Annotated in this window: 19 protein-coding genes and 3 pseudogenes; 14 read left to right on the top strand and 8 right to left on the bottom strand. The window is 54.2% G+C overall.

What is annotated here, in order from left to right; all coding sequences use genetic code 11:
- Nucleotides 1–52 precede the first annotated feature (52 nt).
- The 4 genes from V6F78_RS04525 to V6F78_RS04510 form a co-directional block, all read right to left on the bottom strand.
- Nucleotides 53–775 carry a transporter substrate-binding domain-containing protein gene (locus V6F78_RS04525; protein WP_371264459.1) on the bottom strand — a complete coding sequence of 241 codons (723 nt, stop codon included), beginning with the start codon at nucleotides 773–775 and terminating at the stop codon, nucleotides 53–55.
- Nucleotides 776–878: 103 nt separating this feature from the next.
- On the bottom strand, nucleotides 879–1,862 hold the full coding sequence (locus V6F78_RS04520) for an ornithine cyclodeaminase (RefSeq protein WP_332726709.1): 984 nt from the start codon (nucleotides 1,860–1,862) through the stop codon (nucleotides 879–881).
- A 601-nt stretch (nucleotides 1,863–2,463) separates the two neighbouring features.
- Nucleotides 2,464–2,928, bottom strand: a complete 465-nt coding sequence (locus V6F78_RS04515; RefSeq protein ID WP_047293396.1) for a hemerythrin domain-containing protein — start codon at nucleotides 2,926–2,928, stop codon at nucleotides 2,464–2,466.
- Between the two features lie 205 nt (nucleotides 2,929–3,133).
- The gene (locus tag V6F78_RS04510) at nucleotides 3,134–3,340 is read right to left on the bottom strand and encodes a hypothetical protein (protein ID WP_047293394.1); all 207 of its coding nucleotides are present in this window, start codon (nucleotides 3,338–3,340) and stop codon (nucleotides 3,134–3,136) included.
- 551 nt (nucleotides 3,341–3,891) lie between these two features.
- Between V6F78_RS04510 and V6F78_RS04505 the strand changes: the two are divergent.
- The 5 genes and pseudogenes from V6F78_RS04505 to V6F78_RS04485 form a co-directional block, all read left to right on the top strand.
- Nucleotides 3,892–4,110, top strand: a pseudogene (locus V6F78_RS04505) (methyl-accepting chemotaxis protein); the annotation flags it as partial.
- A 538-nt stretch (nucleotides 4,111–4,648) separates the two neighbouring features.
- Nucleotides 4,649–5,350: a FadR/GntR family transcriptional regulator gene (locus tag V6F78_RS04500; protein ID WP_080963787.1), complete on the top strand. Its 702-nt coding sequence runs from the start codon at nucleotides 4,649–4,651 to the stop codon at nucleotides 5,348–5,350.
- Between the two features lie 69 nt (nucleotides 5,351–5,419).
- Nucleotides 5,420–6,613, top strand: coding sequence for an L-2-hydroxyglutarate oxidase (lhgO, locus tag V6F78_RS04495; RefSeq protein ID WP_094990769.1), 1,194 nt, complete (start codon nucleotides 5,420–5,422; stop codon nucleotides 6,611–6,613).
- Between the two features lie 33 nt (nucleotides 6,614–6,646).
- Nucleotides 6,647–7,990 carry an MFS transporter gene (locus tag V6F78_RS04490; RefSeq protein ID WP_047293388.1) on the top strand — a complete coding sequence of 448 codons (1,344 nt, stop codon included), beginning with the start codon at nucleotides 6,647–6,649 and terminating at the stop codon, nucleotides 7,988–7,990.
- Between the two features lie 80 nt (nucleotides 7,991–8,070).
- Nucleotides 8,071–8,256 carry a hypothetical protein gene (locus V6F78_RS04485; protein WP_080963786.1) on the top strand — a complete coding sequence of 62 codons (186 nt, stop codon included), beginning with the start codon at nucleotides 8,071–8,073 and terminating at the stop codon, nucleotides 8,254–8,256.
- A gap of 9 nt (nucleotides 8,257–8,265) precedes the next feature.
- Here the strand turns inward: V6F78_RS04485 and V6F78_RS04480 are convergent, their stop codons facing one another.
- Nucleotides 8,266–8,628 (bottom strand): helix-turn-helix domain-containing protein, encoded by a 363-nt coding sequence (locus tag V6F78_RS04480; protein WP_047293386.1) that lies wholly within the window; start codon nucleotides 8,626–8,628, stop codon nucleotides 8,266–8,268.
- Between the two features lie 1,471 nt (nucleotides 8,629–10,099).
- Here V6F78_RS04480 and V6F78_RS04475 point away from each other — a divergent pair.
- The 3 genes and pseudogenes from V6F78_RS04475 to V6F78_RS22395 all read left to right on the top strand — a co-directional run.
- Entirely contained in the window at nucleotides 10,100–12,325 is a 2,226-nt protein-coding gene (locus tag V6F78_RS04475; protein WP_052959389.1) for a hypothetical protein, read from the top strand.
- 59 nt (nucleotides 12,326–12,384) lie between these two features.
- Nucleotides 12,385–13,015 (top strand): annotated as a pseudogene (locus V6F78_RS04470) (transposase); the annotation flags it as partial.
- Between the two features lie 16 nt (nucleotides 13,016–13,031).
- A pseudogene (locus V6F78_RS22395) lies at nucleotides 13,032–13,141 on the top strand (IS30 family transposase); the annotation flags it as partial.
- A 192-nt stretch (nucleotides 13,142–13,333) separates the two neighbouring features.
- Here the strand turns inward: V6F78_RS22395 and V6F78_RS04465 are convergent.
- Nucleotides 13,334–14,248 (bottom strand): LysR family transcriptional regulator, encoded by a 915-nt coding sequence (locus V6F78_RS04465; protein WP_047293251.1) that lies wholly within the window; start codon nucleotides 14,246–14,248, stop codon nucleotides 13,334–13,336.
- Nucleotides 14,249–14,518: 270 nt separating this feature from the next.
- Between V6F78_RS04465 and V6F78_RS04460 the strand changes: the two genes are divergently transcribed.
- The 6 genes from V6F78_RS04460 (at nucleotide 14,519) to V6F78_RS04435 (ending at nucleotide 23,285) form a co-directional block, all read left to right on the top strand.
- A complete protein-coding gene (locus V6F78_RS04460) occupies nucleotides 14,519–15,532 on the top strand; it encodes a zinc-dependent alcohol dehydrogenase family protein (RefSeq protein ID WP_047280584.1) in 1,014 nt (337 codons plus the stop codon).
- A gap of 422 nt (nucleotides 15,533–15,954) precedes the next feature.
- Nucleotides 15,955–17,397, top strand: a complete 1,443-nt coding sequence (locus V6F78_RS04455; RefSeq protein WP_332726707.1) for a hypothetical protein — start codon at nucleotides 15,955–15,957, stop codon at nucleotides 17,395–17,397.
- Between the two features lie 90 nt (nucleotides 17,398–17,487).
- Nucleotides 17,488–19,137 (top strand): VRR-NUC domain-containing protein, encoded by a 1,650-nt coding sequence (locus V6F78_RS04450; protein WP_332726706.1) that lies wholly within the window; start codon nucleotides 17,488–17,490, stop codon nucleotides 19,135–19,137.
- Nucleotides 19,134–21,386 (top strand): ATP-dependent DNA helicase, encoded by a 2,253-nt coding sequence (locus tag V6F78_RS04445; protein ID WP_332726705.1) that lies wholly within the window; start codon nucleotides 19,134–19,136, stop codon nucleotides 21,384–21,386. Before V6F78_RS04450 ends, V6F78_RS04445 begins: the two co-directional genes overlap by 4 nt.
- Before the next feature lie 300 nt (nucleotides 21,387–21,686).
- Nucleotides 21,687–22,076 carry a RidA family protein gene (locus V6F78_RS04440; RefSeq protein WP_048377251.1) on the top strand — a complete coding sequence of 130 codons (390 nt, stop codon included), beginning with the start codon at nucleotides 21,687–21,689 and terminating at the stop codon, nucleotides 22,074–22,076.
- Nucleotides 22,077–22,079: 3 nt separating this feature from the next.
- Nucleotides 22,080–23,285: an amino acid deaminase gene (locus V6F78_RS04435; protein ID WP_332726704.1), complete on the top strand. Its 1,206-nt coding sequence runs from the start codon at nucleotides 22,080–22,082 to the stop codon at nucleotides 23,283–23,285.
- Nucleotides 23,286–23,332: 47 nt separating this feature from the next.
- Here the strand turns inward: V6F78_RS04435 and V6F78_RS04430 are convergent, their stop codons facing one another.
- Both V6F78_RS04430 and V6F78_RS04425 read right to left on the bottom strand, forming a co-directional pair.
- Entirely contained in the window at nucleotides 23,333–23,608 is a 276-nt protein-coding gene (locus V6F78_RS04430) for a peptidylprolyl isomerase (RefSeq protein WP_047274612.1), read from the bottom strand.
- Between the two features lie 44 nt (nucleotides 23,609–23,652).
- Nucleotides 23,653–25,821 carry an ATP-binding protein gene (locus V6F78_RS04425; RefSeq protein ID WP_332726703.1) on the bottom strand — a complete coding sequence of 723 codons (2,169 nt, stop codon included), beginning with the start codon at nucleotides 25,819–25,821 and terminating at the stop codon, nucleotides 23,653–23,655.
- Between the last annotated feature and the right edge of the window lie 48 nt (nucleotides 25,822–25,869).

Here is a 25,869-nt window from a genome sequence, read left to right as displayed (position 1 = left end):
CATGATGAGGAGCACGTGCGCCGGGGACCGCGTGGCGCACTCTCTCTGAGCGTCAATAGATGTCGAAGTCAAAGTAACGACTGACGATTGTCTTGTAAGTGCCATCAGCGATTATTTCAGCCAGGGCAGTGTTAAATCTTTCGCGCAAGGCGTTATCTTCCAGGCGCACGACGATAGCCGCATCGGCTTTGGTGCCCTCTACGTCACCCAGAAACGTGCAACACGCTTTGCCTTTTTCGGTGGTGTTGAGCCATGCCAACAACGGGTATTTATCAGCGATGACCGCATCCAGGCGCCCGGCGGCCAGATCGCTCACCGCTTCATCCTGGGAGGGATAGAGCTTCACGGTGGCACCCGCCGCGGCGTAATGTTCTTCGGCGTAGATCGATTGTGTCGAAAACGATTGGGTTCCCACCGTTAATCCCTTGAAATCGGTCTGGGCATCGCGGCTGCTTGAGTCTTTGGGCACTGCAAGGGATAAGGGTGTGCGGTAGTAGCGATCGGTGAAGGCCACCTTCTTTTTGCGCTCTTCGGTGACATTCATCGACGCCACAATGGCGTCGAATTTTTTTGCCAGCAAGGCTGGAATCATGCCTTCCCAGTCCTGAGTGACAAATGTGCACGTCACTTGCATCCGCTCGCATAGCGCGTTAGCAATATCAATATCGAACCCGTGCAGCGTATTGTCCGGATCAATGTAATTGAATGGCGGGTAAGCCCCTTCACTGGCGATGCGAAGTGTTTCTGCCTGAGCCGTAATGGCGGCGGCGAACATCCAGCAAGAGGTGACAATGGCTGTAACGCGGATCAGTGTGTTCATGGGAGTACCTTCTTTATTGTTTTTGTTGATTCAGGCGCTTTTCATTCAGGAGGCGGGGTCAGGGTGGGGGGAGTGCACTGTTTGAGGGTGAAAGTTGTGACATCTCCACCGCGAGGGTTGCGATGGCAATGTCTTGGGCAGCAAGCCCGGTGAGGTCTGCAACGGTTATATCGTGATCACTGATACGGCCCGGGCGATTGCCTGCCAGTACGTGCCCCAGCGCCACGCACACTTCCTCTCGGATCAGCCCTGCATGTAACGCATGAGCCAACTCGCCGCGTTCGGCACATTGTTGATGGTCGTCAGTCATGATGACGCTGGCTTGAGCCAGAATGTGCGGGTCCAGCTCCTGTTTACCCAAGCTGTCTGCGCCAAGGGCGACAATGTGGGTTCCGGGTTTAACGAGGTGTGCGAGGACAACCGGCTGGGTGGAGGGCGTGCAGGTAATAACCACATTGCACTGCTTGAACACGTCCTCAACGGTCAACACGGCATGGGCAGTCAAGGCGTGAAGCTGTAAAGATTCGGCCAGTCGCTCGGCTTTCTCCTTGGCCCGGCCCCAGATGACCACCCGCTGTGTCCCAAGGAGGTGCGCAGCCCACAGCGCTTGCAGTTCGGCCTGATGGCCGCTGCCAAGAATGCCCAGCGCCGTAACACGCGATGGAGCCCCCGCTTTTGCGGCCAGTGCTCCAGCCGCCGCCGTACGCCAACTGGTCAGCCAGCCTTCATCGTTGAGAATGGCGATCAGATTGCCGGTCAGCGAGCTGAAAACCATCATCAGTCCGTTGTTGGTCTCCAGCCCCCGTGTCGGATTTTCGTAAAACCCCATGGCCACTTTGATCACAAAAGTGGGCGCACCTCGAAAATACCCGAAACGTATGTGGCAATCGCCGGGAGGATTCTGAAACAGTAGCTCTCCGGATTTGGCGCTGATCACCTTATCGTGCGCGTGCTGAACGCAGGCATTGCGCACAACCCGCAGTATGTCGTGACGCGTCAACACTTCGCGCAGACTGTTCAGACCATAGAGTGGCGTATTCATTGGCCACAGCTCCAGGGGCAAAGAACGCAGAGCTTTTGGCGCTGCCACATGCATAAGCCTGTTGCTGACAGCTTGCCTTTCAACATCGTCATAGTCATTGGGCCTGATACGGGATGAAAAACGACTGCACGACCGGTAAGTGTCAATACAGCTTGTGTGAGGCTGTGTTGAGGCTAACGGCTTTAGACTAAATTTCTAACTTAATTATTTTGTCTAATTATTGCGATGGCGTCCACCGGCCCTCGTCGATAGCCAGTGTTACGCCGCCTTAGGCAAACAGCGTCATAAGTCGAGTGAAACAGGAGGGGCAGACGTGGGCGGCTCCGCGCAATCCGATGGGTGTTCGGGTCGTGTGGCCGAATCATGGCGCTACTGTCGCCGATGCTGGGGCGGAGCAATCATCAGTGCCGCGATTGACATCGCTGACTCGACGCCGCCAATTGGTGGCTATCTTCTTCTCTAACCACCGGCGTGGGATGTGTCCCAGGCAGGGAAGATATTGCCTCATGGTGCTGGCCGTTGTAGTGCTGAAGTGAGCAGGGTAGAAACAAAAAACCCGGCACTGGGCCGGGCTCTGCTTTTGCGGGGACGCACCCACTGTTTACGCAGCGGCAAGGCTCTTTTTCATAGAGGCTTTCAATGCCAGCATCTGTTCGCCCAGTTCTTCAAGCTTGGCCTTGCCGAGCAGTTTTTTGGCCTGGGGGAACATGTCTGTTTCTTCTTCTTCGATGTGATGTTCGAGCAACTCTTTAATCACTTTCACCCGCCCTGCAAATTCGGGTGACGTGGGATCGGTGGCCTTCAGATCGGGCAGCACCAGCGCGTCCACGGTGCGGTGCTCCTCTTTGGCTTCGTAATACATCTCGGCTTCGTCTTTCCCGCCAGCCGACTTGAACGCGGGATACAGGATTTCTTCTTCAAGTTGAGTGTGAATAGTGATCTCCAGCTCAAGTTTAGTCAGAAGATCCGTGCGTGTTTTGACTGCGCGATCCGTTGATTCACTCAGTTGGTTCAGAATGGCTTTCACTTTCTCATGGTCTGCTTTCAGAAGATCGATGGCGTTCATGGTTAGGCCTCACTATCACGGGTAGGGTGCGGCTGATCAGTGCCAGCGCTGCATTTTTTCCTCAATGTAGGTAGGGCATTTGTCGTGCCAATTGTTATTTAAGAAATAGACTCGCCATATCAGGGTTTGCTAATTATCTGCTCCGTTGTGTTCATGCAACTTGCACGAGACGCCTTTTCAGATGATGCAGATCGCCAGCCAACACTCAGTGCAGGGTCTTCACCCGCCGGCTTTCGCCAATCCGGATCCTGTCCAGCGCTCGGTTTAATGCGTCTAGTGCATCGAGAAGTGCTTTGGCCTCCGCTTCACGACCATCCCCCCAAAGGCGTTCAGCCATTTTGTTCAGCGCCTGAATGGATCGCTCAATGTCTGCCGCCGTTACCGCGGCGCTTTGGTCATGTTTCTCACTCATCATCCATTCCTCTGTCGCACCACTTTAATGACGCTCATGACGCTCCACCGCGCTCTGTCACACACTTCAACACATGGGCTGGTTGATTCCCGCGTCATGATTTACCCCGTCCGCGTTGTTATCTGCTGGAGTTGTGGAACAAAGAATTCCTGAGCCTATAGGAATCACCTTGGGCGCTCTCGTGCTTTTGCGATGCTTGCTCTCTTGGCCTACTGACAAAAAATACACGTCGAATGCACGACTTTATGACACGGCGTGAACTAGGATCACGGCGCAATGATGTCATTTTGCCTTTAAGTTGATCCAGTCCATGGGGACCAGGCTGCACGGCTCTGGAGAAAGCGAAGCCTCTAAAGGGGGGTTATTTCACGTTGATGAGACGGCCGTCCGCCTATGTAAAAGATCACGAGCCGTAATGAAGAGTCTGCGTTTATAAATCCGCCGAGTGGCTTGCAGCTTTTGGTCTCTTGGTCGATAGCTTGGCATGACACCTGCGACGTACCGACCTTTTAAGAGTGATAAAAAATGAACGTCAGGACAATGAACCTTTCGCTGAGGCCATTACCCAGATAAACGAACGCAACCTGTTGATTGCCACCGCTTCGCAAGAACAGGCGCAAGTAGCCCGCGAGGCAGACCAAAACTTGACCAGTATCCGCGAACTGTCCATCCAGAGCTCGGCAGGCGCCAGTCAGACCGCGAGCGCGTGCGGCGAACTGGCCAATCTGGCGATTGAACTGAATCACTTGGTCGCGCGCTTCAAAGTGTGATGGCCCGAGTTAGCGGTAGCGCAGAGCCCTAAAGCGTTGAGCCTGTCACGAATAATCAAATTCAACCGCCCGCCGGCGGTTGAATTTTTTGCGAGCGTTACGGATGGAATGGAACGAAAATATCAGACTGACCTAAGCTATCGACGGCCACGGGACCTGGCACCGCTACAACATCCTTGATCAGACCTACTGCATCCGCTAGGCATAAGGGGGGGCTTGGAATGGGGTTTCGAGAAGGTGCCATGAATGAGGTAGTGCCTGTGCTTGCGGAGAAGTGGGATTGTATTGCTACAGGCTTTATAGACGTCTTTATACCTTGGTGGGACTGACCGCGGCAGCTTAGACCTCTCAGGCTGTATTTACCTCACTTATGGGGTGTTGATTAACATACGGAATTAATACGATATGTTGTTGTTGGGGTGTAATATCACAAACTTACTTTAATGCAGGAAGTTGCCTACAACTATGGAGCGGTATACCTAATACCTGGGTTTTAACCTTTGGGTATTCTGGATGTCAGACAGCCTGATAGATACCCATGATTAATCTAACGCGTCCCCAGTCCCTTGTTGATACCGTTGTCTCTGCAATTCGAAGAGAAATAATTGACGGGCGGCTTCCTGCGGAGTCCAAGATGCCAACAGAGCATCAATTGGCAGAGCAGCTCAACGTGAGTCGCTCAGTTGTTCGCGAGGCCATTTCTCAATTAAAAGCGGACGGCGTTTTAATCATCCGTCCAGGTAGTGGCTCATTTGTTTCTCAGACACCAAGCGGAGTTGTTTTTAGACTGCCCAATAAAAACGGTCTTTTGCCCAGGTTGGACCAGCTTTTTGAGTTGCGTCTGTGGATAGAAATACAAGCGGCATCCATTGCGGCTCAGCGGCATACAAAAGAAGATTTGACTCGTATGAGTGATGCAATTGAGTTGATGGAAAATAATTCCCACAATTCAAAATTATCGTCTGCCGCAGATGTTGAGTTTCATAGGTCAATCGTGGCGGCGTGCAAAAATGATTATTTAAGTGCGTTCCATGATTTTCTACATGGTCAATTGGTTCAGGCTCGCTTATTTGCTTGGGAAAACTCTGCAACATTAACTGTTGGCCCGCGTGGTGCACTTCGTGAGCATCAGGAAATGTTTAATGCTGTATCAAGCCGTAATTCGAGTGAGGCAGGTAATTGTGCCAGAAATCATTTAGAGGCGGCAGCGCAACGATTGGATATATATTTAGTGACCTAGGCTATTTCTAGAGTGCAGATTTAAATGCATTTAGTTGTCTGACAACCTGATCTTGGCTGAGGATTCTTAATGACCTATGATTTTTGTGTGATTGGCGGTGGAATTGTAGGGCTGGCAACGGCAATGCGACTGCTTGAAGCTAAGCCAGGAGCTTCACTGTTATTAGTTGAGAAAGAGGATTCATTTGCCAAGCATCAAACAGACCATAACAGCGGTGTCATTCATGCCGGGGTGTACTACACCCCGGGTAGTTTTAAAGCAAAATTGTGCGCTCGGGGAGCTCAAGCGACAAAAGACTTTTGTGAGCAGCACAATATTGAATACGAGGTGTGCGGCAAGCTTCTCGTCGCCTCAAGTACAGCCAAACTTGTTCTCATGGATAAAATTGCAGAGCGAGCGAGGCAAAATGGTTTAACGATTGATCGGCTTGACGCTCAGGAGTTACATCGGCGCGAGTCGAACATTATAGGAGCAGGCGCATTATTTGTTGAGAGCACTGGGATCGTCGACTATAAGGCTGTAGCCAGCACTATGTTTAAAATGATTGCAAGAGCGGGTGGAGAAGTCGTGTGTGGACACAACGTCATATCAATAAAAGAGTGTGGAAATCATGTGACGGTTACATCGGATAGTACATCCTGGAAAACGAAGAAACTCGTGGTTTGTGCAGGGTTACAATCTGATCGCTTGGCTGTGATGGCGGGTTTGAAGGTTGATTTTCAAATCATACCTTTCAGGGGTGAATATTATCGACTCCCCCCGTCACGAAATGAAAGTATTAAACACCTGATCTATCCGGTCCCAGATCCAAATCTTCCATTTCTTGGTATTCACCTCACGCGAATGATCGACGGTAGTATTAAGGTTGGGCCAAATGCTGTACTGAGCCTTTCGCGTGAGGGGTATCGAAAATTATCGTTCAACGCTCGCGATATTTTGGAATACAGTTTATATCCAGGTTTTTGGAGGTTTATAAGAAAGCATTTTGTTTCAGGTGTTCAAGAGATTAAAAATACACTGTTCAAGGCAGGCTATTTAGAACAGTGCAAAAAATATTACCCTTCCTTGGAACTTCAAGATCTTCAACCCTGTAAAGCGGGTATCCGAGCTCAAGCGGTAATGCGCAGTGGTGACTGTATTGAAGATTTTCTGTTTATGCAAACTCCAAGGATGTTACACGTGTGTAATGCGCCTTCTCCCGCAGCAACGGCGGCAATTCCTATAGGTGAAATGATTGCCGACAAACTATTAAAAAGTCTCTGAGAGAGGCTATATAACAAAAATAAGGAGGTTGGCATGATTGATAACCTAGTTAGGCATGGCGGTGAAAGTGAGTTTCAGCGTAAAAAACGATTGCGGAAGGTCGCAGCTGCAACCATTGTTGGCTCCATGTTGGAGTGGTACGATTTTTATCTGTATGCAATGATGGCAGCCATAGTGTTTTCCAAAGTTTTCTTTGATCCATCTGACTCTAAAGTTGCCACTTTGTTGGCGCTCTCAACTTTTGCAATTGGGTTTATAGCACGACCTTTTGGCGGCATGTTATTTGGATACTGCGGGGATAGATTTGGCCGTAAACGAATGCTTGTAGTTACGTTTTGCTTAATGGGGATTTGCACTACCGCAATTGGTTTTATTCCGGGTTACGCAACGCTGGGGATTTGGGCTCCGATAATGCTGGTGCTGATTAGGATATTTCAAGGCCTTGGAGCAGGTGCTGAACTCGCTGCAGCTGCGGTTACCGCTTATGAACATGCTGATGAAAACAAGCGTGGCAGCCAAGGAGCTTGGCCTGCGCTGGGTCTGAATCTAGGATTGCTTCTATCATCTTTAACAGTCTATTTACTCACCATGCAAGGGGATGAATTTCTGCTGGCAGGCGGGTGGCGTATTCCGTTTATTTGCAGCATTGTTTTGGTGGCTGTTGGGTTGTGGGTAAGGAGTAGCCTGCCTGAGACGATTGAGTACCAAAAACTCAGTGCAATTGAGGATAAATCTGAGGTAAGTAGTAAGGTTGCTGGCAATCCTTTGCTGACGTTATTTAAAAGCGACTTAAAAGGTTTATTTGTCGTGCTGTTTTTGGCGATTGGCTATAACGCACTCAGTTATATTTACAAAACCTTCTCGCTGGCTTATCTCACCCAGTACAAAGGGGTTGCTGCAAATGTTACGTCGTTATCTGTAACGATAGCCAGTCTGATAGCGATATTCGCCATACCCTTTTATGGATACATTTGTGATCGTTGGAGTAGCAAGAAAGTATTATTAGTCGGTGGCGTGCTGTCAGGGATATTCGCTTATCCGTTTATGGCTCTCTTGGAGTCAGGGGTGGACATATGGATCTATGTTGCGATTGGGTTGGGAACTGGCGTTCTTGCGCCCATGATGTTTGCACCGCAAGGCTCATTTCTGAGTAGGCAGTTTCCCACTCATACACGCTCGTCGGGTGTAGGCACAGGTCGTGAAATTGGTACGGCCATTGCTGGTGGCTTGGCCCCTTTAGGTGCTTTGGCTATGGTATCTAACTCTCCTACTCATTCCACAACTGGCGTCGTCGTGATCTTAGTAATCGCAGCAGTTGTATTAGTTGTAGCCGCTAGTTTTGATCAGGGAAACAAGCACTCTAATTTCAAAAATTAGTGAGTGTCTAACAGCACTGTTTAATTAACTTGCCCTAATCATTTAAGTGGCGAAGTCGTTAGCGTAGTGAGGGGTTGATAATGGATTTTGAAAATCCTGAGGTGCGTGCTGAGCTTAAAGAGTTGATAGCGCTAGTAAGAATGGATGAGAAATATACGGCGGTCATTTTGGATGGGGTTTTGCCCGTCGATCCGTTATCAAGCGAGTGCCATTCTCAGCGTATATCACGTATTTATGAAATATCTAATAAATACGGATTGCTTTGAACGGTGGCGTTAAAGTAATCTTTTTTTTGGATTGTGCTTGTATGAAATAAATGAGTCGGTGAGGCGGATTATTTCTTCCAGGTTTTCAGGCGAGTCCACGTGAATTATTTTTTCAGATAGTTCCTGTCTAAGAGAGATCAGGCGCGTCCTGATCTCGTCCTGCCCACCGGGGAGCAACTCGCCAGGCGCTACGTCAAAGACAGTAGCAATTCTGATCAGTTGTTCGATATTAGGTAGAGTTAAACCTCTTTCATAGCGACCAATTAATGGTGGCTCACATCCAATTAAATGGGCCAAGTCAGCTTGGCTCATTTGTCTTCCTTTTCTGAGTATTTTGATTTTGCTTCCAATTACAGTGCGCAGATTTGTCATAAAGACTCCAAATGCGTGATTTTTCCATGAGGTTGCAGATTTAAAAAGATACAGAAATACTTAATAGATACTAAAGTATTTACTTTTGTTCTGGATTGTTTTATTTTTCACACAGGGGTGAACAGTTGTCCTTTGAACTTTGCATTTTGGTTGCAGGTCAAGCTGACACCTTCATCTAATGAATGCCCCAACAGCTCCACGGTTATGGAGTTTGAAAGAGCATTTTTAAGGATAATGCTGTACGCGAAATTGGTTAGTACTTACTCACAACTCTCCTGTTTGTCAATTGTTTATCGAGGGGCTTAATGTGTCAGGCGTTGAGTGTTATTTACGTTGCAAAATTACGCTTCATAACCCCAGTGTTCGACCGATATTTCTGTGTCGTGATACGCAGTTTCCTCACAAGTATCGCCACCTCAGCCTCAATGAATTTTTAGGTAATACCCACTCTTTAAAAAAGTCGACATTGACGCGTGCATGTCGATCCGTACTTTCCACAGGTTTAGCGGGACGCGAGAGAAGTGAAAGCGTTATGAAAATGAAGAGGGTATCGGCTCGTCAAGATCGCTCGCTCATTTGCTCTGAGTTTCAGCGTTCGACTTTCAAGTTAACAATGTCCTTGCGATTGGTCATGGAATTTTTTATAGCAGCGGGTGATAGTGCTTTTTTAGTGATTCTGCAACTTAGCACCGCAGCTGACAGGCTGGCCAATTGTACGACCCCTCGTACTTATTCAGTACCGTTACCTCTCCACTGTAGCTAGCTAACCCTGTAAATCCAACGTCGTTCCTTTCTCATCGTCAGTGCGCTGAATGTAGATGTTTTAGCTGTTGTTTCATCTTTAAGGTATATCAGAGGGTTTAAAAGTAGAAGGCTGCACTTATTCCAGTCAGTAATTATGTCGCGTTGGAGGATCTAGATGTTGAGTCAAGTTATCCTTCGCGTTTGTTGTAAGTCATATAGATTAAAGTGATTATATTCGGAGGTTTGGATTTATATCCGATCCGTAGCTGCTTGAGTGCGCTGTTCGCAAAATTTATTGCCCGCTTTCGAAACTGAATATTCCATGTTGTCGCTGGGAGCGTGTTGATATGTTAACGGTCAGCGTTTTCGCTTATGGCAAGTCAATCCGCAGTGCTTTACATAAATGGAAGCCGGTTGCATCAACAAGGTGCATCAACCTATGAGTGGAGTTTTCGAATACTAAATCGAGGTCAGTGGCTTGTTTAAGCTAAATTTCCCTATTTGTATTGATATGTATGCTAGTAAAAATTTGTTGTTGTTTTATAAGTCGTCGGAGCCGTACAGTCGGGAGCTTATTAGTATTGATGTGACACGCATCTGTGAGATGCCCAGCACTGCCGGGTATTATTGAGTCACGTCTGCTCAGGTCTTCCTCTAGATATGCCGGTGCCATTGCGCACCTGATATTTCTCCTTATCTATTTTTCTTCGTTTGCACGAGGTGCGGCATGCGTATGCCTTTTGAACACGATCCGAAAATAATTCACCCCATCACTTTGAAACAAACGGGCTCTATCGCCCAGGCCATCATTGAGTTGCTTATAAACGCTGTGGAGGCCAACGCTACATCAGTTTGTTTGACCATGACCAAGGAGCACTTCAGTTATTCGGATAATGGACATGGCTTTGCCAGTTTTGACGATGTATTACGCTATTTCGGACGAATAAGCATTCCTCAATCAGAGGGTGAAGCGACCTATCGTCGCTTAAGACTAGGCCATGGAAAGATCCTGGCGCATGCATCGACCACTTGGGTTTCCAATCGATGGAGCATGACAGTCGACACTCGTTTGATGGGGTACAACTACGAACTTGAGGATCTGCCTAAAGCTCTTCCAGGGTGCACAATTAAAGGAACGTGGTACAAGCCCCTAAAAGATCCTGATGTCATGTCAGCTATTCAGGAAGTCTATGAGGGGGTGCGCTATGCATCTATCAGCGTTGAACTCAATGGGCATCATATAACGTGCAATCCAGCTCAAGAAGAATGGGATTTTGAGGACGGATTGGCTTACTACCGACTCAAGGAAGAAGGTCCGGTTTCGGTTTATAACCAAGGTATTTTGGTCCGGCATGACTCATCCCATGTTTGGGGAGGCGGTGGGCTGATCGTTTCTAAGCAGGCAATCAGACTCAACGTGTCCAGAACCGAAATTTTGCGTAATACATGTCCCGTTTGGAAAGCGATCGCCAAAACCTTCAGCCACTTGATTAAAGGTGTATCCGGGCGATTGTACGAGGATCGCAAATCCGAAGCCCGGCGAGAGATGGCCGCCCATTCATTACTAAGTGGTAATCCGAACATTGGGAGTATCTACTCGCATGAAGAAGTGATCACGCTAATGCCTGGAAAGCGGCACATCTCTCTGCATGCTTTTTTGCAAAAAGCCCATTGCTCGCATGGCAACACCATCTCGGTAGTTGAATTTAGGCGTGATGTTTCAAAGGGTGAGGCTATCGCCCGCGAAGGGCATATTCAGGTAGTTCATCCTATAACGCTGGAGCGGTTCGGATGCACCAGCTGCATGGACTTTGTGGAGATTCTTGAACGGGTACTTCATAACGTAGCCCAAGACACCCTCAGCAGGAATTCGCACTTACCTGCCTTTTGGAAGGACGAAAATCCTTTGTTACCGCGTCTGGTGTCATTCTCGGCGTTGCAAGATACCTTTCAGGAACGGACTTGGTTAGTTGACGAAAAGAACGTACTCGACAAGGAGATTCGCCGCGCTTGGATCGATTTACGCTGCTGTCTACAGCACTATGCCTGTGCTTGCATCGGTGCCGCTTATTCTAATGACAGTTTTGGCTATGACCACCACCCCCTCCAAGTACTATTGGGGGAGTCCAACACTTATGAAGCTTGGACGGATGGTAAGACGTACTTGGCCATTGATTACCAGATCGTTAAGCGTTTGAAGGCTGACGCATTAAAAACAGTGGCCTACCTATTTGGGTTGGTGGAGCACGAAGTGGCCCATCAGGGTGACAGCTTTGGTTGTGGGGACGATGAGGCGTTCAACCTGCGCTATAAAAAAATCTCGCTAGGCATGGCCCCCGAACGACAACGATTTATCCATATGTGGCTTATGAAGTACGCGGCGAGTTTAGAGAGTGAGCGGAAAAAAGCTCGTGACCGTGCTTCGAATAAACGTTACCTCTTTGACCGACCAAACAGTGGCCATCTGAAGTGCGGCCCTAAAGCTGGGAATAAGAACGTTTCGACACGCTCACCGGCTATGGACAAGGTGCCTGAGCATAACCAGTCGTTATCGACCTTGACCAATCAGGACCTCGATCCAAAAGGCGTTGGCCATGAGCCTCCTGATGTAACGCAGACTGTCAAGCAAGCCCGTCTAAATCAAATGGTCGTGAATGACCGTGGATGCAAACTCCGCGAAGCTCTGGCTGCGGGTATCAAGGAACGCGATCCAGCTATACAGCGGGATTTTGAAGAGGCCAAAGCCGGCATTTTGTCGATTCTTGGTATTGACGCGTTAGCGATAGATCCTGATGTCTTGCTTTACCTTTGCGAGTGTTGGGTTTGGGAAGGGCACCAGAGTCGGGAGGAAGTCCTGAGAGCTTGGGAGGATAGGGAGTGGGAAACCCCAAGGTACGATATGGAGGATGAACATGAGTACACCTGCGCGTATAGCATTGAGTTGCATGGGTAGTGGTCTAATGATTCCGGACACCCATTTAGGCGAGAATGCTCGCCATATTGAGGTGTCTGATGACCAAGCAACGTCGTACCTTTACCCCTGAGTTCAAGCGCGAAGCTGCCTGCCTGGTGGTCGATCAAGGCTACAGTCATGCCGAAGCGGCCCGTCCGCTCTCCTTGGTGGTGTCGGCCCTGCGCCGGTGGGTTAATCAGCTTCAGCAGGAGCGCGGCGGCATCACGCCGGCCAGCAAAGCGTTGACGTCAGAGCAGCAAAAAAACCAAGAGTTGGAAGCCCGGATCACGCGCCTTGAACTGGAGAAATCGATACTAAAAAAGCTACCGGGCTCTTGATGTCGGAAGATCTCGAGCGTACGCGCTGATCCGCCAGCTCAGCGTCCATGAGCCCGTTGATTGTTTGTGCGAAGTGTTCGAAGTCACGCGCTCAAGTTACTACGCACATCGCCATAGAATGCGAACTCCGGACGTTCAATGATTGCGGTTGCGCAGTCGCGTCAACGAACTGTTCACCCAAAGTCGAAGCGCCGCTGACAGCCGCAGTATCCTGTCGATGATGCAGGAAGATGGCGAGCAAATCGGGCGTTTCAAGGTGCGTGGCTTGATTCGGATACTGGGGTTGATCAGCCAGCAATCGGGCTCTCATGCCTACAACAAAACAACGGTTGAGCGACCTGACATTCCAAATTCTGAATTAGGAAAGCCGATTGCAGTGGTCACCCGAACACATTGCCGGTGGTTGACGCTTACTTACCCGGACGATAGGAGTTATCAGGTCTCACACGAGACGATCTATCGGACGCACTTCAGTCAGTGCTCTTAGGGTCAGTTTTCGCTTGAAGAGAGGGCCTTCATGGGCTGGCATATTGAGGGGCATGGTTTTTGAAAAAATGAAAAACTTGCCCCCAAAAGCGTCAGTATCCTTTGGGATCGGACAGGCGCCCATAGGCTCTAGACTCGGTAATCTCATGATGTTCCAGCTATTTCTGAACTCAGTAGAATTGGTTTACAAACTTTCGGGATCCCCAAAAAACATCTGGATCCGCGAGCGCAGCCAGCGTTCTCCCGGATCGTTGTCCTGTGCCCCGCGCCAGGCCATGTGCAATTCGAAGGTTTGCGTGTCCAGCGGCGGGTCTTCGGCGCGTATGCCGCCAGCGGCTGTGAGCGCTTCAGCGGTGTAGTCGGGCACGGTGGCGATGATATCGGTGCCGGCCAGCAGGGTACTCAGGCCGTTGAACTGTGGAACAGCCAGCACGACGTGGCGTTTGCGGCCAAGTTTTTCCAGCTCGGTATCGATAAAACCACTCAGGTCGCCAGCGAATGACACCAGGGCGTGGGGGCGGGCGCAGAAATCATCCAGTGACAACGACCCCGGCACGGTGTCGGCGCGCAAGAGTTTAGGCTTGCTGCGACGTAACACTTTGCGTTTGGCATTGGCGGGGAGGTCGCTGGTGTAGCTGACGCCGACCGAAATTTCCCCGGACGCCAACAACGGCGGCATCAAGATGTAGTTCACCCGCCGCACCACCAGCACGATGCCAGGCGCTTCGGCGCGCAGGCGTTTGAGCAGCATGGGGAGGAGGGCAAATTCTACGTCGTCGGATAACCCGATGCGGAACACCGAGGTGCTGGTGGCCGGGTCGAACTCGGATGCGCGGCTGACCGCCGTGGAAATTGAATCCAGCGCCGGGGACAGCAGCGCAAAAATCTCAATGGCCCGCGCCGTAGGTTCCATGCTGCGCCCGGTCCGCACAAACAGCGGATCATCGAACAGGTTGCGCAGGCGCGATAACGCCGCACTGATCGCCGGTTGGCCGAGGAACAATTTCTCTGCGGCACGGGTCACACTGCGTTCATGCATCAAGGTTTCAAAGACGATCAGCAGGTTAAGATCGACGCGACGCAAGTCGTTACGGTTCATCTCGCTGGCTTCACAGGCGGGTCTAGAGGGACTTAGGTGACGGATCTTACGGGCATACAGGCCAAACCGTCACTGCCTAGATTTGCTTTCTGATTGCCTGATCGGATTAACTTTGCGCTTTGCGCAGCTTTTTTGACGGCCTCGGTGTCGCAAGCACCGCGGCCGCCGATCAATGTCAGACATGTCGACTATTAATGCTGTCTGTTAGTCTTGCGCCCAAAGCCCCGATAAAGTCCTGGGGTATTAGCGATTAATTTGGCGAGGTTTGCGATGTCGCGCACGATCCGTTTTCACAAGTTTGGCTCGGCCGAGGTGCTCAAGTGCGAAGAGCACGAGGTCGCTGCGCCCGCGCCCGGAGAAGTGCAGGTGCGCGTCGAAGCCATTGGTATCAGTTGGTACGACGTGCTGTGGCGGCAAAATCTGGCGCCGTCACACGCTCGTCTGCCCGCCGGTATCGGTCAGGAGATGGCGGGGGTCGTGACCGCAGTCGGTGAGGGCGTGAGTGACTTGAAGCCGGGCGACAAGGTGGCCAGCTTCCCTGCGCACAGTGCCAATGACTACCCGAGCTATGGCGAGCAGGTCCTGATGCCGCGTTCTGCCCTGACCCTTTATCCGCAGGTGCTGAGCCCGGTCGAGGCCAGCGTGCATTACACGCCCTTGTTGATTGCCTATTTCGCCTACGTGGACTTGGCGCGGGTCAAGCCGGGGCAGACCGTGCTGATCACCGACGCCAGCCATTGCGCAGGGCCTTCGTTCGTGCAGATGGGCAAAGCGTTGGGCGCCAAGGTGATCGCGGCCACCAAAGATGCCGCCGAGCGCGATTACTTGTGCGAACTGGGTGCCGACAAGGTGATCGTTACCGAAGAACAGGACTTGCTGATGCAAATCAACAAGATCACGGACGGTCGAGGCGTAGACACTGTGTTCGACGGGTTGGGCGGGCCGCAAATGTCAGTGCTGGGCGATGTGCTTGCCCCGCGTGGCAGCCTGGTACTTTACGGTTTGCAAGGCGGTAATCAAACGCCATTTCCGGCCTGCGCGGCGTTCCAGAAAAACATTCAGTTCTTTGTGCATTGCATCGGTAATTTCACCGGCAAGCCGGAATTGGGTATCGCTCAGGACCAAGAAGCCATGGCCCGTGCGTTGCAAGCCATCAATGAATGGACGGCCGACAGGATTCTGCGCCCGCTGGTGGTCAAAGTGTTTCCTTTCGAGGAGTTTGTGCAAGCGCATCGTTATATGGATGAATGCCCCTGCAGAGGGCGAGTCGCCCTACAAGTGTGAGTTCGCATCCTGTTAACGGGCAGATGATAACGTCACCCACCCTTGATGAGGGTGGGTGACGTTTTTGTTTGGATTCATCATTCAGGTTGAAACTTCTTGGTTTGATGTTTAAAGCCTATTCGATATGTTTAATATGTATGCGGATAACTTTGGAGTCTTATTAAACATTAAAGTGTGACCGGTCAGTCTAATTATTTAAATGCTCAAATGGCTTTTCATTTGGGTGTGAATACTGATAGCTTACTGATGGCCACTCATATGGAAGTTGGTTGGTATAGGGCGCATCTGGATGAGTGCTAGTCGCGTAGTCTAATTCTTACATTTAAGTAATACCTGTCCTTGTTTCTATGGGGGAGCAGGGTTTGCCTGGCCGCTTTGAGTGTGCCTGCGAATACTAATAAGACGTTGCGGAGGGTTAACCCATGAGTACTTTTCATGAGCAGGCCATGAGCTTTGTATATCAACAAGTTCTGCATCGCCTGACAGGGTTCTTCAGTCGACATGAGCGCATTGCGTTGCAATTGTTGATTCAGCGGTTACTGGTGGCTGCGGGCGGTGTCGAGCGCATCGGGCAGTTCCGGGTGATGGTGGTGCATGAGGGCGGCAAGGAAAGCGCGTATACCTTGGCGTTTTTGCGCGCAGCACAGTTGAGTATTGCCGCCCGATCACCTGTGTCGTTCATGTTGCGCCTGGCCGTGCTACGCCAGCCGCGGCTTACGGCGTCCGTCATGACAAGGTTTCATCACCAGTGCAATGAGTTATTCCTGTATGACGACGATCGCGTTGAACTGCTACAGGTCGATGACACGGGCGCACATCCCATCACACGCCATACCCCGTTCAATGAGCTGAGCCCGGTGGCCAGTCGGCAGGATGTCTTGATGTGGGGGCATGTGTCAGAAGGGGACGCAAGGGCGACTTTTTTGTATGGCGACCTGTTGTCACGGGCCGCGCTCTTTCAAACCGCCTACAGGTGGGGTGGGGTGGTCAATGCACTGATTGACAGACGCCCGCCGCCGCATCTGGGCGAATATGCGCATTGGATGATCAAGGTGGCACAGCGCCTGGGGCACTGTACGGCCAGCCCGCCGGACGATGTACTGTCGGCCGCGCTTGATATGTGCCTGCAACTTGATCAGGCATCACGCTTGATGATGCACCCGCACTCCATACCCGACCAGCGTCCTGTCAGTGCCGCGACCCGCGGGGAGTTGGCGGTGATTAACGTGTTTGATTGTTTGTCCTGCGAGATGGAAATCCTCAACTCTGAGGCCCTTCATTTTACCGAAGGCCAATTGAATGCCCCGGGTGTCAATATTGAAGAGCCTCAAACGGCAGTGGTGCTGGTTGAAGCCCATATGCAGGGGTTGCGTCACCGTTACACCGAAGCAGGCGATTATTGCAGTGGCGTCAGTTTATATCTGCAAAGTCTGGCCAAGCAAAATGAATGTAACCCTCGATACAAGGGGCAACTTACGGGTGTCATCGCAAGTGCATTTAATACACCCAAGCGAATTCAGAAGTTGCGAATTCAGATAACGCAGTATTTGAATGATCTGTATAACTTGAGCGACGAGCATATCCGTTGTTTTATTCAATCGCCCTTTGTCGAACAGGGCGGCCAGTTGGAATCGTTCGTGCAGCGTAACTACCCCGACAACGTACCGTTGTTAAACGAACTCCATCACGCCTTGCAAGCACAACCTGATGCCTGCGCGCGACACGCAGGCTGGCTTGAAACCATCAGCGGGCTGCCTATCAAATCCCTGCAGGCGCTTTATACCTTGCGCAAGATTGATCTGGCCGAAGGCACGACCCTGATCGACATCCTGGCGTCCCACGACCCCGGTAAGCGACGCAGTTGAACCATTCATCCATTAGCCATTGCCAACCCGCCGGACGACCTGATATCTGTACGCTTATCCAGTATTAAACATCAGTGGTTTGTTCCGCCTGTGATTTCCAATCCCCTTGAAGACCCGTTGTACTACCTGAAGAACTTCCAGCACGTCTTGCACTGGATCAAATCCCGTTACGACGACCTGCTGAACCTCGAAGAGCAGTGCTTCATCGACACCTTCCTCCAATTGCCGGGCGCCTCACAGGCGCTGTGGGTGAGGCTGGTCATGCGCAAGGGCACGCATTTTCGCGCCAGCAAGCTCAATTACGCAGAAATCGGGGATATCGCCCGTGCAGCGGCGCCCTTGCTGGAACAGGGGTGGGTGAATGACCAGGCAAGGATCAACCTGGCAGACGTGTTCGAGGTGTTGCAAAAGGCAGAGTTGTTGCGCTTTTTCGCGGCGCATATTGCTGATCCCAAAGGCCGAAAGTCCGACTGGGAAGCCCGGTTGAGCCTTGAGCTGACCCATGAGCAAACCTTGGGCAACTGGTGCCCGGGCCTTGAAGACCGGCTGTTGACCCTGACCAACCGGACCCTGGGTGATCGTCTGCGCTTGATGTTCTTCGGCACTCTCAACCTGAGCTGGTCCGACCTGGTATTGGCTGACTTGGGTCTGTTTACCTATGAGGCCGTGCCATTGAGCCCGGCGTCCCGTGCCCTGCGGTGTCGGGCTGATATTGACGGCTATTTACACCTGCATGCGTGCCGCGAACAGTTCGAAGCCGCGCAAGACGTCGAACTCGTTTTGCAGCACGTGCTGGACTACACGGCCGATAACCGCTGGCTAGCACGCCGCCGCGCGCGTTTGTTGTTTCAATTGGGGTACTACCACGAGCGTGCCGGCGATCATCTGCGAGCCTTGCACATTTACCCTCACAGCCAGCACCCGCAAGCCCGAGTGCGCACGGTGCGGGTCATGGAGCACTTGCAAGCGTACGAGCAGGCGTATGCGCTGGCACAAACAGCCGAGCAGGCACCGTTGACTGACGCGGAGCTCCAGCAAGTGCAGCGCATGATCCCGCGCCTGCGACGCAAACTCGGCCTGCCCGCCGAGCCTCGCGCCAAACCTCGCGCTCCGCTACGCCTTGACCTGTGCCTGGAGCGCCATGCGCAGCGTTCAGTGGAGTTCAGCGTGGTGGCCCATTTGCACACCGAAGATGCACCGGTGCATTACGTGGAAAACACCCTGATCAACGCATTGTTCGGGTTGTTGTGCTGGCCTGCCATTTTCGCGCCGTTGCCGGGTGCATTTTTTCATCCGTATCAAAGCGGCCCCGCCGATTTGCTGGAGGACGACTTCCACGCACGGCGGGCCGAGCTGTTCGACGCCTGTTTCGCGCAATTGCACGACGGACGATACCGGCACACCATTCGCGACACGTACACCCGAAAATACGGCGTGCAGTCGCCATTCGTGGCCTGGGGCCACCTGAGTGAACACCTGCTGGAGGAGGCGCTGAACTGCCTGCCGCCCGCGCATTTGCAGCTGTGGTTCAGCCGGCTGTTACTGGACATAAAAGCCAACCGCACCGGCATGCCCGACCTGATCCAGTTTTGGCCCGCGCAAAAAACCTACCGCATGATCGAAGTCAAAGGGCCAGGGGATCGCCTGCAAGACAACCAGTTGCGTTGGCTGGCCTTTTGCGAGCAGCACCAGATGCCGGTCACGGTGTGTTACGTGCAATGGCAGGAATGCACCACGTGAGTTATCGCATTGCAGTCAGGGCCTTGTGCGAGTTCACGGCCAAAATCGGCGACCTTGACCTGCGCTTCACGCCGTCGCCGAGTGCGCAACAAGGCATGGCCGGGCATCGCACCGTGGCATCCCGGCGCGCTGCCAGCTATCAAGCTGAACTGAGCCTTGAGGGCCATTACCGCACGCTCTGTGTACGGGGCAGGGCCGATGGCTACGACCTGCTTAACAACGTGCTGGAAGAGGTCAAAACCTTTCGCGGGGACTTCGCGGCCCTGCCAGCGAATCATCGTCACCTGCACTGGGCCCAGGCCAAGGTGTATGGCTGGTTGTTGTGTCAACAATTGGAGTTGCCCGCGGTCAATCTGGCGCTGGTGTATTTCGACATCGTCAGTGAAAAGGAGACCCGGCTGCAGGAACAATGGAGCGCCGCCGACCTGCAACAGTTTTTCACCCGCCAATGTGAGCAGTTTCTGGCGTGGGCGGAACAGGAGGTGGCGCACCGCGCCCTTCGCGACGAGGCCGCCCGCGGGCTGGCATTTCCCCACCCGGTATTTCGCACCGGGCAACGCCCGCTGGCCGAGGCCGTGTACAAAACCGTCAGCACCGGCCGCTGCCTGATGGCCCAGGCGCCAACAGGGATTGGTAAAACGGTAGGCACGCTGTTCCCGCTGCTCAAGGCCATGCCTGCGCAACAACTGGACAAACTGTTGTTCCTCACCGCCAAAACCCCTGGCCGACAGTTAGCGCTGGACGCGGCGCAACGGCTGTACCCCGCCGCAGGCCCGACAGCGCTGCGCGTACTTGAGCTGGTGGCACGGGACAAAGCCTGCGAATACCCGCAAAACGCCTGCAATGGCGAGGCCTGCCCATTGGCCAACGGTTTTTATGACCGTTTGCCGGCCGCGCGTCAGGCCGCCGTTGAGCACTCGCTTCTCGATCAGGCCACGTTGCGCGAAGTGGCCCTGGCGCATCAGGTATGCCCGTATTACTTGAGCCAGGAAATGGCCCGCTGGGCCGATCTGGTGATCGCCGATTACAACTATTACTTCGACTTCAGTGCCTTGTTGTATGGCCTGGCACAGGCCAACCAATGGAAAGTCGCCACCCTGATCGACGAAGCCCACAACCTCGTGGAGCGCGCCCGCCAGATGTACAGCGCAAGCCTCGACCAGTACAGCCTGAACGCCGTGCGCCTGAATGCGCCGGCGCCCCTCGACAAGGCGTTCAAACGCCTCAATCGCGAGTGGAACGCACTGCACAAAGCGCAAATCGGCCCGTATCAGGTTCATCCGCAACTGCCGGGCAAGTGGCTGAACGCGTTGACGACCTGCATCACCGCGATAGGCGATTACCTCAACGATCACCCGCACGGCATGACCGGCGAGCTGCAGGGTTTTTACTTCGAGGCGCTGCAATTTAGCCGGGTGGCGGAGCTGTTCGGCACGCCTTTCATTTTCGACGTCACCCTGCGTGACACCGGCAAGCGTCGCCTGTCACAGCTCACGCTGCGCAATGTGGTGCCCGCGGCTTTTATCGGACCGCGCCTGGCCAGTGCGCACAGTAATGTGCTGTTTTCAGCCACCCTCAACCCCCGCGCGTATTACGCCAATCTGCTCGGGCTAGCGCCAGACACGGTATGGGTCGACGTCGAGTCGCCGTTCAAGGCCGAACAGCTGTCGGTGTGCGTCATGAGCCACATCTCCACCCGCTTCAGCCACCGGGCAACCTCACTGGCGCCGATTGTCGAGCTGATGGCCGAGCAGTTTGAACAGCGGGCGGGCAACTACCTGGCGTTCTTCAGCAGTTTTGACTACTTGCAGCAAGTGGCCGCGCTGCTGGCTGAACGCTACCCGCACATCCCCCAATGGCAACAGGCCCGGCGCATGGATGAAACAGCGCGTCAGGGGTTTCTCGACCGTTTCACCCTGACCGGGCAGGGCATCGGTTTTGCGGTGCTGGGCGGGGCATTTGGAGAAGGCATCGACCTGCCTGGCGCACGCCTGATTGGCGCCTTTATCGCCACCTTGGGGCTGAGCCAGTTCAACCCGGTCAATGAACAGATCAAACAGCGCATGGCCGCGTTGTTCGGAGCAGGGTATGACTACACCTATCTGTATCCGGGCTTGCAAAAGGTCGTGCAGGCGGCCGGTCGCGTGATTCGTACCCAGAGCGATCAGGGCGCAGTGTTCTTGATTGATGACCGTTTTGCCGAGCCTAACGTGCAACAGCTGTTGCCCGCGTGGTGGGTGTTGCAATAACGACTCCACTGATCGGAAACAGCCTGAAACATTATTCGCTGCAATATCACAGCGACATCACCGGCTGATAGACTGCGCGCCGCTGAAAATCTGCCAGTCGTCCGAGCAGATTGGTGCCCTTGCCGTTGAGTACTGAACGTGAAACGTGCGTTTTTGCTGTATGTGGTCTGCATGACCCTCGTCCTGGCCGGGTTCGCCTGGATCTTCATCACCCTCTACCGCTAACTCCACGCCTGCGCGTGTATGGCAAACTCCCAGACCTGGGCGCCTTCGTCGCCCGTTCTTGTCGAGGAGAGTGTCATGAGCATCACGCGTTTCGGAACAGGCGCCATTGGCGCCGGTGGTCAGCCGTTGCCCTTTGCCCGCGCCGTGGAAGCCGATGGCTGGCTTCACGTCTCGGGGCAGGTGGCCATGGAGCAGGGCGAAATCATTGCCGGCGGCATCGTCGAGCAAACGCATAAAACCATGCAAAACCTGATCGCGATCCTTGAAGAAGCCGGTTACGGCCTCGAAGATGTGGTGCGTGCAGGCGTGTGGCTGGCCGATCCGCGGGACTTCTGGAGTTTCAACAAGGTGTTCGCCAGCTATTTCAAGGCTGAACACGCCCCGGCCCGCGCCTGCGTACAGGCAATGATGATGGTGGACTGCAAGGTCGAAATCGACTGCATTGCCTACAAAGCCAAGGGGTGAGCCATGAGCCGGAGCGAAGTGGAAAAGGGCGCGGCGCGTGTCGCAGACCACCTGCTGTGTGATGTCAGCCTCCCGGCCCTGGTGATTCATCGCCAGGCGCTGGAGCACAACATTCGCTGGATGCAGGCGTTCGTCACGGGCAGCGGCGGCGAGCTGGCCCCCCATGGCAAAACCAGCATGGCCCCGGCCTTGTTTCGTCGGCAAATGGCGCAGGGCGCCTGGGCGATGACCCTGGCCACCGCGGTGCAGACCCGCACAGCGTATGCGGCCGGGGTGCGCCGGGTGTTGATGGCCAACCAGTTGGTGGGTCGCCCGAACATGGCCCTTATCGCTGACCTGTTGGACGACCCCGGTTTTGAATTTCACTGCCTGGTCGATCACCCGGACAACGTTGCCGCCCTCGGCGCGTTCTTCGCTGAACGCGGCCAGCGTTTGAACGTGATGATCGAATATGGCGTCGCAGGCGGGCGATGCGGTTGCCGGACCGAAGCCCAGGTCATGGCCCTGGCCGCTGCCATCCGCGCGCAACCGGCGTTGGCACTGACCGGGATCGAAGGCTACGAAGGGGTGATTCACGGCGCACAGGCCGTCACCGACATCCGCGCCTTTGCCGCCTCCTTGGTGCGCCTGGCGCTCACCTTGCAGCGTGACGGCGCGTTTGCGCGAGACACGCCGATCATCACCGCGTCGGGCTCGGCCTGGTATGACCTGATTGCCGAAGCCTTCGCCGCCGAGGCAGCCAGTGGACGCTTCCTGAGTGTTTTACGCCCCGGCAGTTATGTGGCCCACGATCACGGGATCTACAAAACAGCGCAATGCTGCGTGCTGGATCGGCGCATCGACTTGCACGAGGGCCTGCGCCCGGCGCTGGAAGTGTGGGCTCAGGTGCAATCGCTGCCCGAACCCGGATTGGCCGTGGTGGCGCTGGGCAAGCGCGATGTGGCGTATGACGCAGGGCTGCCCGTCCCGTTGAAGCGTTACCGCGAAGGGGATGCTGCTGACGTGGGCGATGACGTGAGCGCGTGCACCGTAACGGCGCTGATGGACCAACACGGGTTCATGACGGTCGCTCCCGGCCTTGAACTGCGCGTGGGCGACATCATCAGCTTCGGGACGTCCCACCCGTGCCTGACGTTTGATAAATGGCGTACGGGCTGCCTAGTGGACGAACAGCTCACGGTGGTTGAGCCTTTCGAGATCTTTTTTTAAGCCTTTGGCGGTTGAGGCACGCGGTTGCGCTTAGGTGACCGCGCCCCTCAGTCGCGGAAAAACACCTGCACCAGGTGGTAGCCAAATTTGCTTTTGACCGGGCCATGCACCACGCGCAGCGGTTTTTTGAAGATGATCTGGTCGATCACGCCAACCATTTGCCCCGGCCGCACTTCGCCCAGATCGCCGCCGCGCTTGCCCGAAGGGCAGGTCGAGAACTTCTTGGCCAGCACGTCGAAGGCTTCGCCCTTGGCAATGCGTTGCTTGAGGGACTCGGCTTCTTCTGCGGTTTTCACCAGAATGTGGCGGGCTTGAGCTTTCATGGGGCGTATACCTTGCAGCTGTAGGGCAAATTCGAGGGCGCGGATTATGCCTGAGTTTTCGCCGGGATCATTGCCCGAATCAGGGTCGCCAGCTTATCCACCGAGAACGGCTTGCCGATCATGTCCATGCCTGTGTCCAAAAAGCCTTCGCGCTGGATCGCACTTTCCGCGTAGCCGGTCATGAACAGTACGCTCAGGCCGGATCGCTGTTGACGGGCGATTTCCGCCAACTGGCGGCCGTTCATGCCGGGCAGCCCCACGTCGGTCACCAGCAAGTCGATGCGCAGCGACGACTCCAGCAATGCCAGCGCGGTTTTGGCATCCGGCGCCTGATGGGCGGTGTAGCCCAACTCATCCAGCACATTGAGCACCAGCGTGCGCACGGCCGGGTCATCCTCCACCACCAGCACGCTTTCACCTTCGATGGCGCAGGGCGCATCGGGGTGGGTGACTGGCGGACGGGGTTGCACCTGCAGGTTGTAATGGCGGGGCAAGTACAGGCGCACACACGTGCCGTTGCCGCTTTCACTGGTGATGGTCACGTGCCCGCCCGACTGCTGGGCAAAGCCATAAATCATCGACAGGCCCAGCCCCGTGCCCTGGCCGATGGGCTTGGTGGTGAAAAATGGATCGAACGCTTTGGCCAGCACCTGTGGCGTCATGCCCGAGCCGTTGTCGCTGACTTCGAGCATCACATAGTCCCCGGCCTTGACCGGCTCCAGGGTGCTGATGTCCGTGCCGTCGAGGTAGCTGTTGCGGGTGCGCACGCGCAAGGTGCCGCCTTGGGGCATGGCATCGCGGGCGTTGATAATCAGATTCAGCAAGGCACTTTCCAGCTGGCCCGCATCGGTGTTGACGGCCCAGATGTTGTCGCCCAGTTGCACATCAAGGGTGATATGGGCGCCTTTGGTGCGCCTGAACAGCTCTTCCAGTGAGGTCACCAGATGATTGGGGTCCAGCGGCTTGCGGTCCAGCGACTGGCGCCGTGAAAACGCCAGCAGCCGGTGGGTGAGGGCTGCCGCCCGCTGTGCCGAGGAAACCGCCGCATCGGTAAAACGGCCGATCTCGGCGCTACGGCCCGCCGCAATGTAGCGTTTCATCAGATCGAGACTGCCGATGATGCCGGTGAGCATGTTGTTGAAGTCATGGGCGATGCCGCCGGTCAATTGGCCCACGGCTTCCATCTTCTGAGCATGGCGCAGCGCGTCTTCGGCCCGTTCGCGCTCCTGCATTTCGCGTTGCAGCTGAACGTTGGCTTCAGCCAGCGCCTGCGTGCGTTCGGCCACCCGTTCTTCCAGGGTTTCATTGAGGTGGAGCAGGGCTTGTTCGGTTTTCTTGCGTTCGGTGATGTCCAGCGCTGCGCCCATGAACCGCTGGGCGCGGCCTGGGTCCGCACTGAAGCAACGGCCGCGGGCGAACACCCAGCGGATGGTGCCATCGGCGTCCAGCAGGCGGTATTCCTCGGCGTACTCGCCATTGCTGGCCAGACAGGCTTTGATCGAGCGCGTCAGCAGGCCCCGGTCTTCGGGGTGGACGCCTTGTAAATACGCGGTAATCGGTAATTGCCCCGACAACTGCGGCTCGATGCCATGCATCTGCGCGAATCGGCTGTCGGTCACGAACAGGTCCTGGTCGATGTTCCAGTCCCAGGTGCCCACGCCGTTGGTGACGGTCTGCGCCAGTCGCAGACGTTCCTCGGTGTCATGCTGGGCCTGGCGCGTGGCTTTTGAGCGCTGGCGTAGCTTGATGGCCGTGCGACGGCGGCGCGAAGCCTTGACCGCCATCATCAGGATCCCGGCCACCGCGCCGGACTCGTCGCACACCGGGCTGAAGGTCAGGTCGAGCCACATTTCATTGGCGTGCTGGCGATCAGGGATCAAAAAATACTGGTCGACGTGGGTGCGGCTTTCGCCTGCCAGCACGGCGTCAATGATCGGCTGGGTGAACTCCCGGTACTCGGGCCAGCTCTGGTGCACCGGCTGGCCGAAGGCGTTCGGGTGTTTGTCACCGGCCAGCACGGCAAAGCTGTCGTTGTAGATCTGCGTCAACTGCTGGCCCCACAGCAATAGCATGGGCATGGGCGAGTTCATTAACAGCTGCGCGCAGGTGCGCAGGCTTTGCGGCCAGTCAGCCACATCACCCAGCGGGTTTCGTTGCCAGTCCAGGCGTTGCGACAGGGGCGCGAGTTGGCTGAGGGAAAATACGGCGCTCATGAAAAATCCTGAGGGTGTCAATCGTGGGTGCGTCTATTTAAGGCCGGA

Source organism: Pseudomonas sp. ESBL9, assembly GCF_036668715.1.
Lineage (GTDB): Bacteria > Pseudomonadota > Gammaproteobacteria > Pseudomonadales > Pseudomonadaceae > Aquipseudomonas > Aquipseudomonas lundensis.
This window is presented reverse-complemented; position numbering and strand designations above follow the sequence as displayed.